Raw genomic sequence first — 12308 nt, forward strand, 5'->3', positions numbered from 1 at the left:
TCCATGGAACGGTTGAAGGTCGAACTGGGTGAACGCAGCTATCCCATCGAGATAGCTGCCGGGTTGTTGCAGCGCCCCGAGGCGCTGGTATCGACCATCAAGGGCAAGCGGGTGATGATAGTGACCAACACGGTCGTTGCTCCGCTTTATCTTGAACAGGTAATCGCTCTGCTGTCGGGTTTTCAGGTTGAACACCTGATCCTGCCTGACGGCGAGGCGTACAAGAACCTGGCGACCTTTGAGCAGATCATGTCTGCTCTGCTTGAAACCAACCATGGGCGCGATACGACACTGATCGCTCTGGGGGGCGGCGTGATCGGAGATGTGGTGGGCTTTGCGGCAGCAAGCTATCAACGTGGCATTCCTTTTATCCAGATCCCGACCACCCTGCTCTCCCAGGTTGACTCCTCTGTCGGCGGTAAAACCGCGGTCAACCACCCCCTCGGCAAGAACATGATTGGGGCTTTTTATCAGCCCAAACAAGTTGTTATCGATACCGAATGTCTGAGTACCTTGCCAGCCCGCGAATTTGCCGCAGGGATGGCCGAGGTGATCAAATACGGCATCATTTGGGATGCTGATTTCTTCAGCTGGCTGGAGCAGAACATGGTGCGTCTGCAACAGCTGGAACCTGCCGCGCTGGCCTACGCCATCAAACGTTGCTGCGAGATCAAAGCCGATGTGGTCGGTCAGGATGAGACCGAGCACGGCGTCCGTGCGCTGCTCAATCTGGGTCACACCTTTGGTCATGCCATCGAGGCCGAGCAGGGGTATGGCAACTGGCTGCATGGTGAAGCGGTATCCGCTGGCACCATGCTGGCAGCCTGGACTGCGCAGGCCCGTGGCGATATGAGCGAAGAGGACGTTGCGCGAGTGCGCGCCCTGCTGCTGGCCGCCAATCTTCCCATTCATGCGCCTGCCGAGATGGATTTCGCCGCCTTTATTCGCCATATGCGCCGTGACAAGAAGGTGCTGGAAGGCAAGCTGCGTCTGGTGTTGCCGGTTGGTATCGGCCATGCGCAGGTGGTGGGGGATGTGTCCGATGCCGAGTTGCTGGCGGTGATCGAGTCTGGTCGTGACGAATAAACTGCTAAAACTTCCTTCCCAGCGGCAGCTGGTTGACCGGCTGCTGCATCTGATTGAATTCAATCACCCTTTCATTTTTCTCTCCGGTAAACCCGGTTGTGGTCGCGGTACCCTGTGCGAATCCCTGCTCGGCGTGTTGCCGGAAAAAGTGCGGGTGGTAAGCCTGATTGGTACGCCTGCCATGAAGATGGTGGATGTGCGCCAGCTGTTGCTGCCACAGGTGGTGGCGCGCCCGCTGTTCAATTCACAGGATGCGCTGGCGGAGAGCTTCTTTCGCATGCTGGAGGGGAGCAAGCCAGCCACCCTGTTGCTACTGATAGAGCGGGCCGACCAGTTGCCAGCCGAACTGCTGGGAGAGTTGTGGGCGATCATCCGTCATAACGATACCCTGGCGGCGCCCCATCAGCTGGCCATTATTGTCTCGGGCAGTGACGTCTGGTGTCGTACCCAACGGCCGCAGCTCAAAGGGCGTGCCATGCCAGCCCTTGAGCTGGAAGTGCCGCCCCTGAGCCCGCCCGAGCAGCGCATCTTCTTGTATGAGAAAGCCAAAGAGCTCAAGATCCCGGCGACCCTCTTGCCCAAGCCGCAAGTGGAGGAGATCCTGAAAACGGCGAACGGACATCCGTCCACCATCATGCAGTTACTGGAGGATATCATGACCGACAGAAGGCCCAAGAAGCGTCAGGCGGAGTTGCCTGTCAAGAAGATTGCCACTGCTATCGCGCTGGTCGCTGGCGGCCTGCTGGCGCTGAGCTACCTGCTGCCTGCGCTGTTTGACAATGAAAGCAAACCGGCGCTGCATGATCCGGCGCAGAACAAGGCATTGCCGATCCCGGTAGCGGGAGGCGATCCCCTCACCGCAGGCGGTTCGAATACCGATGCCGCTGAACAAGGCGCGCAAAACAGCGATGCAGCCAGCAATCCCAACGGGGTTGTGAAGGATTGGCAGCCGGAGGCGAAAGTGCTGCCCAAATCGGTGGAGAGCGAAACTGTGACCACCGAATCAACCAATTACGAAGGGCGTCGGGTGGTGATCTCTGACGAGGTCGTGCAAAAGCTGATGACCGAACCCAAGGTGAGCGGCGCTCTGCCTACTGACGTGGTGGACGAGCTGACCGGCAAGAACCCGAGTGGCACAGCCCCCAGTGGTGCAATCGCAACCACGGCGCCAGCCAGTACCTCCAAAGCACTGAATCCGGCGACAACCGCAACGCCTGCTGCTACCACCAAAACCGCCAGCAACGAGCCGGTTGCCGCGCCAGCACCCAAAGTGGCCCTGACACCGGTCGCCACCTTGAACAAGAAGCCGCGCAACCACTACAGCGTTCAGCTGATGGGGGCGAGCAACACCAAGGCGGTGGATCAATTTGTCGCCGAGCATGGTCTGGCGGGCAAGGTATGGGTCTATCAGACCAAATTCCGTGGCAGCCCCTGGTATGTGGTGCTGCAAGGGGATTATGCCGGTCTGACCCAGGCCAAGAGTGCCATTCGCAAGCTTCCGCCAGCCTTGCTGAAAGGCCAGCCCTGGCCCAAGTCGTTTGCACAGGTACAAAAAGAGCTGAAGCAATAGCCTTGATACCGGATAAGGGGGTAGAATCGTCCCCCTTTTTGGGTCTTGCCTTCTTACACACCGGATTTCCATGAAAAAAACACGCGCTTTTTTAAAATGGGCCGGGGGAAAATACTCCCTGGTTGAAGAGATCGCCGAGCGCCTGCCGGCCGGGCGTGTGTTGCTGGAGCCCTTCGTCGGGGCCGGGTCTGTGTTTCTCAACACCGACTACGACGCGTATGTGCTCAATGACATCAATCCGGATCTGATCTGCCTGTACAACCACCTCAAGCTGACGCCGGACAGTTTCATTGCCGAGGCGCGCAAGCTGTTTGTGGCAGAGCACAACCACAAGGCGGCCTATTACCGGCTGCGTACCCAGTTCAATCAGACCGAGACTACCTTCGAGCGGGCACTCTTGTTCCTGTTCCTCAACCGTCACGGTTTCAATGGATTGTGCCGCTACAACAAGAAGGGCGGCTTCAACGTGCCGTTCGGTTCCTACAAGAAACCCTATTTCCCGGAAAAAGAGCTGTGGGCCTTTGCCGAAAAGGCGCAGAAGGCGACCTTTATCTGCGAGAGCTACGCCGACGCCATCAAGCGTGCCGAAGAGGATTGGGTTATCTATTGTGATCCACCCTATGCGCCGCTCTCCACTACGGCGAGCTTCACCACCTATGCCTCCGGCGGTTTTACCCTGGATGATCAGGCGATCCTGGCGCGACTGGCCCGTCACACAGCCGCTCACAAAGGGGTGCCGGTGCTGATCAGCAACCACGATATCGAGCTGACTCGTGAGCTTTATCGCGGTGCCCGCCTCGACGAGATCCTGGTCAAGCGCACCATCAGCCGCAACGGCGGCACCCGCAACAAGGTGGCCGAGTTGTTGGCGCTCTATCCCCCCGGAATCGAACCGGAGCAGGGCTACTATCCCAGCGACAGTGAACTGCTGCCACTGACGTAACAGACCATGCGGCGCCCAGGGGCGCCGTTTTTTATGGGCGAGTCGCGCCCGTGCCGATGCCCCAAAACCCGGGTTGTTGGGGGAGGGGAGGCGATTGCCCCATTTCTCCCGCTTTCGAGTCGTTTTCGCCCGCCATTTACGTTAAAATTGCGCCGCTTTTTCTCCCTGGCTGCCAATGGATGATGCTGATGAAAGACTTTCTGATTGCCCCCTCGATCCTCTCTGCCGATTTTGCCCGTCTGGGTGACGACGTAGCCAAGGTACTGGCTGCCGGTGCCGACGTGGTTCACTTCGACGTGATGGACAACCACTATGTCCCCAACCTGACCATTGGCCCCATGGTCTGTCAGGCGCTGCGTGACTTTGGTATCGAGGCACCCATCGACGTGCATCTGATGGTCAAGCCGGTAGATCGCATCATTCCTGATTTTGCCAAGGCGGGTGCTTCCCTCATCACCTTCCATCCGGAAGCCTCCGACCACGTTGACCGCTCTTTGGGCCTCATCAAGGAGATGGGCTGCCAGGCGGGTCTGGTGCTCAATCCGGCTACCTCGCTCTCCAGCCTCGAGTATGTGATGGACAAGCTGGACGTGATCCTGCTGATGTCGGTCAACCCGGGCTTCGGTGGCCAGAGCTTCATCCCCGGCACCATCGACAAGCTGCGTCAGGTTCGTCGCCTGATCGACGAGAGCGGCCGTGACATTCGCCTCGAGATCGATGGCGGGGTCAAGGTCGACAATATCCGTGAAATCGCTGAAGCGGGTGCCGACATGTTCGTCGCCGGCTCTGCCATCTTCGGCAAGCCCGATTACAAAGCGGTGATCGACCAGATGCGTGCGGAGCTGGCTCATGTCAAACGCTGAGCGCGCATTTGATCTGGTGCTGTTCGATCTGGACGGCACCCTGATCGACAGCGCCGCCCAACTGGCGCTGGCAGTCAATCTGACTCTGGCTGATCTGGGTCTGGAACAAGCTGATGAAGTGGTTATCCGTACCTGGGTCGGCAATGGTGCCGACAAGCTGATCCAGCGGGCCCTTGCCTATCGCGAGGCCGACCCTGAGCTGTTTGCCAAGGCCCGTCCGATCTTTTTCCAGCACTACAACGCCTGTTTGCTGCAGGGATTGGCCATGTATGATGGGGTTGCCCGGAGTCTGCGCCGCCTGCAAACCCTGGGTTATCAGCAGGCGATCGTCACCAACAAGCCGAGCGATTTTGTCGCGCCTATTCTTGATGCCCTCGGTATCAGCGATTGCTTCGCGCTCTGGCTCGGCGGCAACTGCGTACCGGTCAAGAAGCCGAGCCCGGAGCCCTTGCTGCACGCCTGCCAGGAGCTGGGAGTGAGTCCGGCTCGCACCCTGATGGTAGGTGACTCCGAAAATGATGTGCTGGCTGCCAAGGCTGCCGGCATGAAGGTGGTGGGCCTGACCTACGGTTACAACTATGGTCGCCCCATTGCCGACTCCCGGCCTGACTGGGTGTTCGAACACTTTTCCCAGCTCGATGCGCTGCTGAGCTAAGCGCGTCGCCGGACTGGCTGAATTACAAGGATTACTACTCTCATGACCAAACCAATCGTATTGAGCGGGGCGCAGCCCTCCGGTCAGCTGACCATCGGCAACTACATGGGCGCGCTGCGTCAGTGGGTCAATATGCAGGATGAGTACGACTGCCTCTACTGTATCGTCGACCTGCATGCCATCACCACCCGCCAGGATCCGGTTGCCCTGCGCAAGGCCTGCCTCGATGCGGCCGCCCTCTATCTGGCGGTCGGTATCGATCCCAAGAAGAGCACCGTTTTCATCCAGTCTCACGTGCCGCAGCACGCCGAGCTGGGCTGGATCCTCAACTGCTACACCCAGATGGGTGAGCTGTCGCGCATGACCCAGTTCAAGGACAAGTCCGCCCGTTTCGAGAACAATGTCAACGTCGGCCTGTTCGGTTATCCGGTGCTGATGGCGGCCGATATCCTGCTCTATCAGGCCAATCAGGTGCCGGTCGGCAACGACCAGAAGCAGCATCTCGAGCTGACTCGCGATATCTGCACCCGCTTCAACAACCTCTATGGTGAAGTGTTCACCATGCCGGAGCCCTTCATTCCGACCGAAGGGGCGCGGGTGATGAGCCTGCAGGATCCGACTAAGAAGATGTCCAAGTCGGATGACAACGAGGCCAACTTCATCGGCCTGCTGGAAGATCCCAAGCAGATCGTCAAGAAGATCAAACGTGCGGTAACCGACTCCGACGATCCGGCCGTGGTGCGTTTCGATCCGGAAAACAAACCGGGCGTCTCCAACCTGCTGACCCTGATGTCCGGTGTGACCGGTCGCTCCATCCCGGAGCTGGAGCAGCATTTTGAAGGCAAGATGTACGGTCACCTCAAGACCGAAACCGCCGAGGCTGTTGTCGCACTGCTGGAGCCGATTCAGGCCCGTTTCAATGAGCTGCGTCAGGATGAGGCCCATCTGATTGCGATTTTGGCCGAAGGGGCACAAAAGGCGCGTGAAAGGGCTGAAAAAACTTTGACCAGCGTATATGATGTAGTCGGCTTCGTTCCTCGAGCCTGACATACTGGGAAGGTGTAGTAGAAGAGAGCTGGGTATTTGCCTGGCTTTCTTTATTTTCCCCAGCTCTATTTTTGTTTTATTTTATTATTCCAACCCGGGATATATCCCCAAGAGTACCCATGTCTGTTCAACCGAATATTTCAATTGAAGAGCTGAGTGACAAAGGTCACTGGCTGCGCAAGTTTCGCAAGGCGAAAAACCTCAATACCCTGCAATTGATGGTCTCCAATGCCATCGACAAGCATCACAAGACCGCTGCCATCGCTGCCGCCATCTATCTGGCCGAATGTCAGCGTGAGCGGGAAATGGAGCAGGGTCGTTTTCTCGATCGTTAATTCTCCGCTGCTGGTTATCTCATGTTGCTGTTAATTGATAACTACGACTCCTTTACCTGGAATCTGGTGCAATATTTTGGTGCGCTGGGTCAGGAGGTCGAGGTCAGACGCAATGATGAACTGACGCTGACCGATATCGAGCAGTTATCTCCCCGTTTTCTGGTTATCTCTCCCGGCCCCTGTACTCCCAACGAGGCAGGTATCTCTCTCGACGCCATCACCCATTTCGCTGGCAAGCTGCCCATTCTCGGCGTTTGCCTTGGTCATCAGTCGCTGGCGCAGGCGTTTGGCGCCCGCGTGGTTCGCGCGCGTCAGGTAATGCACGGCAAGACCTCCCTCATCCGCCATCGCGGCGAAGGGGTATTCTGCGGCCTCAAGGACCCCTTGCGGGTGACCCGATATCATTCGTTGGTGGTGGAGCGCGAGACGCTGCCCGACTGCTTCGAGATCACCGCTTGGAGCGAGCATGCCGATGGCTCGTTCGACGAGATCATGGGAGTGCGTCACAAGACGCTCAACATCGAGGGTGTGCAGTTCCATCCGGAGAGTATTTTGAGCGAGCAGGGTCATTTGTTACTGGCCAATTTTCTGACCCGTTCATAAAAAGTTGTGACCACCTTCTCAATATCGAGAGAAGGCAAAAAAAATTTCTCTGACACTTTATTCACCCCCTCTCCTGCCCAAATTATCTCTTGCCAAGCCCCCCTGAGTCGTTATGCAATGCGGTTGCCTAAAATATCAGGGGCAGTCGAACATTGTTCCTTACAGGCCCTCTTGTTACAGACTTTTTACTTTATTTCTGTGATAATCCCGTCACGTTTACACGGATTTAACTTTTGGGCGGTGGATTATTCTGTCGCCGAATCGAAGGAGAGCTATATGTCAGAATTGTTGGCAGTGACACGTGAAGTGTTTGATGAAGTGATGGTTCCCAACTATGCGCCGGCCAAGATCATCCCGGTGCGTGGCGAAGGATCACGTGTCTGGGATCAGGATGGTCGCGAGTATGTCGACTTTGCCGGGGGCATCGCCGTAAACGGCCTTGGCCACTGCCATCCCAAGCTGGTCGAGGCCCTGAAAAGCCAGGGCGAGAAGCTGTGGCACCTCTCCAACGTGATGACCAACGAGCCGGCCCTGCGTCTGGCCAAGAAGCTGGTCGCCGCCACCTTTGCCGACAAGGTCTACTTCTGCAACTCCGGCGCCGAGGCCAACGAGGCCGCCCTCAAGCTGGCCCGCCGCTACGCCATCGAGAAGTTCGGCGAGCATAAGACCCAGATCATCGCCTTCAATCAGGGCTTCCACGGTCGCACCTTCTTTACCGTCAGCGTCGGCGGTCAGGCTGCCTACTCCGATGGTTTCGGGCCCAAGCCCGGTGACATCACCCACGTCCCCTACAACGATCTGGCCGCGCTGGCTGACGTGATCTCCGATAACACCTGCGCCGTGGTGATGGAGCCGCTGCAGGGGGAGGGGGGCATCATTCGTCCCACCGACGAGTTTGCCAAAGGGGTGCGCGAGCTGTGCGACAAGCACAATGCCCTGCTCATCTATGACGAGGTGCAGTCCGGTGTCGGTCGTACCGGTGAGCTCTACGCCTACATGGGGCTTGGCGTCACGCCGGACATCCTCACCAGCGCCAAGGCACTGGGTGGCGGTTTCCCCATCGGCGCCATGCTGACTACCAACGAAATCGCCTCTTACCTGAAAGTGGGCACTCACGGCTCTACCTACGGCGGCAACCCGCTGGCCTGCGCGGTGGCGGAAGCGGTGATCGATGTGATCAATACCCCGGAGGTGCTGGCTGGCATCAAGCAGCGCGAGCAGCTGTTCCGCGAGGGGCTCGAGGCAATCAACGCCAAATACCACTGCTTTAGCGAGATCCGCGGCAAGGGTCTGCTGCTGGGCGCGGCCCTGAGCGATGCCTACAAGGGGCGTTCCCGCGACTTCCTGCTGGCCTCCATCGATCAGGGGCTGATGGCACTGGTGGCTGGTACCAACGTGGTTCGTTTTGCCCCTTCACTGGTGATCCCGGAAGCGGACATCAAGGAAGGGTTGGCCCGCTTCGAGAAGGCGGTTGCCCAGGTGGTTAACGCCTGATTCCAAATTGAGGTGGGGAGCTCTCCCGGCAGGAGCCGGGACCCCACCTGTCGTCAATGAAAGGGAGTTGTCATTTATGTTGGTTATCCGTCCCATCGAGCAAAAAGATTTTGCCGGGCTCAAGACCTGCGCCATCGAGTCCGGCACCGGCATGACCTCGTTGCCCGTCAACGATGAGCTGCTGCAGCGCAAGATTGACGCCTCTACCCAGACTTTTTCCGACAAGCCTGCCGGTAAGGGGGACTGCCTCTACTTCTTCGTGGCCGAGGATCTGGAGACCGGCGAGATGGTCGGCACCTGTGCCATCGATGCTGCGGTTGGCCTCTCCCAGCCGTTTTACAACTACCACATCGGCAAGGTGGTGCACTCTTCCCCCAAGCTCGGCATCTACAACGTCGTTGAAACCCTGACCCTCTCCAACGACTACACCGGCAACTCCGAGCTCTGCACCCTGTTCTTGCGCGAATGTGCCCGCGAGGGGCTCAACGGCCGCCTGCTCTCCAAGCACCGCTTTCTGTTTATGGCCGAGCACCCCGAGCTGTTTGACGAGACCGTCTTCGCCGAGATGCGCGGCGTCTCCGATGCCAACGGTCACAGCCCCTTCTACGAGTGGCTGCAAACCCATTTCTTCTCGATGGATTTTCCCACCGTCGACTATCTGACCGGCATCGGCAAGAAGCGTTTTATCGCCGAACTGATGCCCAAGTACCCCATCTACGTCAATTTGCTGAGCAAAGAGGCGCGGGCCGTTATCGGCCAGACCCACGAGAAGACCCGCCCGGCCATCAAGATGCTGCAGGACGAGGGCTTCGTGAACCGTGGCTACGTCGATATTTTCGATGCGGGCCCCACCGTCGAGTGCGACGTGAAGAATATTCGCAGCGTGCGCCGCAGCAAGAAGCTGCGGGTGCTGGTGGGCGAGCCCATTGGTGGCAAGACCCACCTTATCTGCAACAGCCGTTTCGAACATTACCGCGCCTGCTACGGCAATATCCGGGTCGATCTCGACAAGCACGAAGCCATCATCCCGCCCAAGATGGCGGCGGCACTCAAGGTGCAGGATGGCGACATGGTGCGGGTGGTCGACCTCGACTGAGGCAAACAGGACAAGCAAACCGATTATCAGACAGGCAGCCGAGGCTGCCTGCCAGCGACAGGGAGTGAATGGATGAGCCAGTTAGTGCAATTTATCGACGGTCAGTGGCTTGCCGGTGAAGGCAAGCCGTTCGAGTCAACCGATCCGGCCAAGAACGAGGTGATCTGGCAGGGGGCTGCCGCCAGTGCGGCGCAGGTGGATGCCGCCGTCAAGGCCGCTCGTGCCGCCTTCTACCACTGGGCGGACATGAGCCTTGAGGGTCGTCTGGCCATAGTGCGTCGTTATGCCGACCTGCTCGGCGAGCAGAAAGAGGCACTGGCCCTGACTATCGCCCGCGAAACCGGCAAACCGCTGTGGGAGACCCGCACCGAAGTGGCCGCCATGCAGGGCAAGATTGCCATCTCCATCCGCGCCCATGACGAGCGTACCGGTACGGTGGAAAACCCCATGCCGGGCGCCAAGGCGTATGTCCGTCACAAGCCCCACGGTGTGGTGGCGGTGTTCGGCCCCTACAACTTCCCGGGCCATCTGCCCAACGGCCACATAGTGCCAGCGCTGATCGCGGGCAATGCCGTGGTGTTCAAACCCTCCGAGCTGACCCCCATGGTGGCGGAAGCCATGGTCAAGGTGTGGCAGGAAGCGGGACTGCCCAAGGGAGTGCTCAATCTGGTGCAGGGCGAGGTCGAGACCGGCAAGGCGCTGGCGGGCAACCCCGATATCGACGGCCTCTTCTTTACCGGTTCATCCCGTACCGGTCATTTCCTCCATCAGCAGTTTGCCGGCCAGCCGGGCAAAATTCTGGCCCTCGAGATGGGTGGCAACAACCCGCTGATCGTGAAAGAGGTGAGCGACATCGACGGTGCCGTCCATGCCATTATCCAGTCGGCGTTTATCACCTCCGGTCAGCGCTGCACCTGCTCGCGTCGTCTGTTTGTCGAGCGCGGCGAGCGTGGCGATGCGCTGGTCAAGCGACTGGTCGAGGTGGTGGGCAAGATCAAGGTCGGCCTCTATGACGCTGCAGAACAGCCGTTTATGGGGGCGATGATCAGCGAGAAAGCTGCGATTGGCATGGTTGAGGCACAAGCTAACCTGCAACAGCTGGGCGGCGAGAGCCTGCAGGTGCTTGAGCACCTGAAAGCGGGCACCGGCTTTGTCTCCCCGGGCATCATCGACGTGACTGCGGTCAGCGCGCTGCCGGACGAAGAGTACTTCGGCCCGCTGCTGCAGTTGATCCGCTATGACGATTTCGATGCGGCCATCGATCTGGCCAATGCCACTCGCTACGGCCTCTCGGCCGGTTTGCTGGGTGACAAGGAGGCGGACTGGAATCACTTCTTCAAGCGGATCCGCGCCGGCATCGTCAACTGGAACAAGCCCATAACCGGTGCCTCCAGTGCCGCGCCGTTTGGCGGTATCGGCGCTTCCGGCAACCACAGGGCGAGCGCCTACTACGCCGCTGACTACTGTGCCTATCCGGTTGCATCCGTCGAGGATAGCAAAGCGGCAATGCCGGAGCAGCTGTCTCCCGGTCTGAGCTTCTGACAATAACAAAACGGGGCATCCGGCGGGTGCCCCAACCTGTACCCGCAATCAAAGGAAAGAGAGATGCAAAAGGATATCAACACCCTGTTCAGTCATCTGTGGGACAACTACATCAAGGTGACGCCGAGCGCCCTTAAAGTGCATGCCCTGCTGGGGGGCGGTGAGCCCATCATCAACGACCACATCGCCTTTCGGACCTACAACCTGCCCAAACTGGGGTTGGAGAAGCTGGCCGCCCACTTTCTGGCGCTGGGTTACGAGCAGAAGGGGGAGTATGTGTTCAAGGCGAAGAAGCTCAACGCCAAACACTTCGAGCACAAGGATCCCGATGCTCCCAAGGTGTTTATCAGCGAGCTGAAGGTCGAAGAGCTCTCCGCAGGCGCGCAGGCCATCATCCACAAGCTGGCGGATCAGGTGCCCGAGCATCTGACCGATACCCCGGCATTTCTCTACGCCGGTGCCCCCTGGCAGGTCTCTTACGCCGACTACCAGACCCTGCTGGCGGAGAGCGAGTATGCAGCCTGGATGGCAGCCTGGGGTTATCGTGCCAACCACTTCACGGTCAATATCAACAAGTTGAAGGACTTCGATACCATCGAGCAGGTCAACGCGGCGCTCAAGGCGGCGGGTTTTGTCCTCAACAGCGTGGGTGGCGAGGTGAAAGGGGATCCGCAGGTCATGCTGGAGCAATCCTCCACCATGGCCGACAAGGCGGATGTGCCGTTCAGCGATGGGGTGCGTACTATCCCGAGCTGCTTCTATGAATTCGCCCTGCGCTACCCGCAGCCAGATGGTGTGCTCTATCCGGGCTTCGTCGAGGCGTCGGCCGACAAGATCTTCGAATCGACCAACGCGATGTAAGGGTCGGTGACCGACACGGGTTGTGCCGCGCTATCCGAGATGAAAACGCCTCCACTGTGGAGGCGTTTTGTTTGGCGCGGGTGGTGGCGCTCTCTCCGGTTATCAATGACTTAAGAGGAGAGGGGGTATGGGTTTTGCTGGTGTTTGGTGTGGCCGAATTGTTGATAAAAATGTGAACGAGATCACTCGATACGCCACAGATTGACGCAGGCA

The 12308-nt window shown here is 58.8% G+C and carries 12 protein-coding genes; all 12 read left to right on the plus strand.

Annotation, left to right across the window (positions count from 1 at the left end; translation table 11 throughout):
• Window positions 1–3 precede the first annotated feature (3 nt).
• The 12 genes from aroB (at window position 4) to AB5Z02_RS01005 (ending at window position 12095) form a co-directional block, all read left to right on the plus strand.
• Window positions 4–1086, plus strand: a complete 1083-nt coding sequence (gene aroB / locus AB5Z02_RS00950; RefSeq protein ID WP_368214995.1) for a 3-dehydroquinate synthase — start codon at window positions 4–6, stop codon at window positions 1084–1086.
• The gene (locus AB5Z02_RS00955) at window positions 1076–2656 is read left to right on the plus strand and encodes an SPOR domain-containing protein (protein WP_368214996.1); all 1581 of its coding nucleotides are present in this window, start codon (window positions 1076–1078) and stop codon (window positions 2654–2656) included. The genes aroB and AB5Z02_RS00955 overlap by 11 nt, the downstream gene beginning before the upstream one ends.
• Before the next feature lie 70 nt (window positions 2657–2726).
• A complete protein-coding gene (locus AB5Z02_RS00960) occupies window positions 2727–3599 on the plus strand; it encodes a Dam family site-specific DNA-(adenine-N6)-methyltransferase (RefSeq protein WP_005335008.1) in 873 nt (290 codons plus the stop codon).
• 188 nt (window positions 3600–3787) lie between these two features.
• The gene (gene rpe / locus AB5Z02_RS00965) at window positions 3788–4462 is read left to right on the plus strand and encodes a ribulose-phosphate 3-epimerase (protein ID WP_368214997.1); all 675 of its coding nucleotides are present in this window, start codon (window positions 3788–3790) and stop codon (window positions 4460–4462) included.
• Window positions 4449–5117, plus strand: coding sequence for a phosphoglycolate phosphatase (locus AB5Z02_RS00970; RefSeq protein ID WP_368214999.1), 669 nt, complete (start codon window positions 4449–4451; stop codon window positions 5115–5117). The genes rpe and AB5Z02_RS00970 overlap by 14 nt, the downstream gene beginning before the upstream one ends.
• 42 nt (window positions 5118–5159) lie before the next feature.
• Window positions 5160–6164, plus strand: coding sequence for a tryptophan--tRNA ligase (gene trpS / locus AB5Z02_RS00975; protein WP_019446357.1), 1005 nt, complete (start codon window positions 5160–5162; stop codon window positions 6162–6164).
• A 119-nt stretch (window positions 6165–6283) separates the two neighbouring features.
• The gene (locus AB5Z02_RS00980) at window positions 6284–6499 is read left to right on the plus strand and encodes a hypothetical protein (RefSeq protein WP_019446358.1); all 216 of its coding nucleotides are present in this window, start codon (window positions 6284–6286) and stop codon (window positions 6497–6499) included.
• 21 nt (window positions 6500–6520) lie between these two features.
• Window positions 6521–7102 carry an aminodeoxychorismate synthase component II gene (locus tag AB5Z02_RS00985; RefSeq protein ID WP_368215001.1) on the plus strand — a complete coding sequence of 194 codons (582 nt, stop codon included), beginning with the start codon at window positions 6521–6523 and terminating at the stop codon, window positions 7100–7102.
• Window positions 7103–7378: 276 nt separating this feature from the next.
• Window positions 7379–8596: an aspartate aminotransferase family protein gene (locus tag AB5Z02_RS00990; protein WP_368215002.1), complete on the plus strand. Its 1218-nt coding sequence runs from the start codon at window positions 7379–7381 to the stop codon at window positions 8594–8596.
• Between the two features lie 76 nt (window positions 8597–8672).
• Window positions 8673–9692, plus strand: coding sequence for an arginine N-succinyltransferase (gene astA, locus AB5Z02_RS00995; RefSeq protein ID WP_005334994.1), 1020 nt, complete (start codon window positions 8673–8675; stop codon window positions 9690–9692).
• A 72-nt stretch (window positions 9693–9764) separates the two neighbouring features.
• Entirely contained in the window at window positions 9765–11234 is a 1470-nt protein-coding gene (gene astD, locus AB5Z02_RS01000; RefSeq protein WP_368215004.1) for a succinylglutamate-semialdehyde dehydrogenase, read from the plus strand.
• A gap of 63 nt (window positions 11235–11297) precedes the next feature.
• Window positions 11298–12095, plus strand: a complete 798-nt coding sequence (locus AB5Z02_RS01005; protein ID WP_368215005.1) for a DUF1338 domain-containing protein — start codon at window positions 11298–11300, stop codon at window positions 12093–12095.
• The last annotated feature ends 213 nt before the right edge of the window (window positions 12096–12308 follow it).

Source organism: Aeromonas sp. R2-3, from assembly GCF_040908375.1.
Taxonomy (GTDB): Bacteria; Pseudomonadota; Gammaproteobacteria; order Enterobacterales; family Aeromonadaceae; genus Aeromonas; species Aeromonas veronii.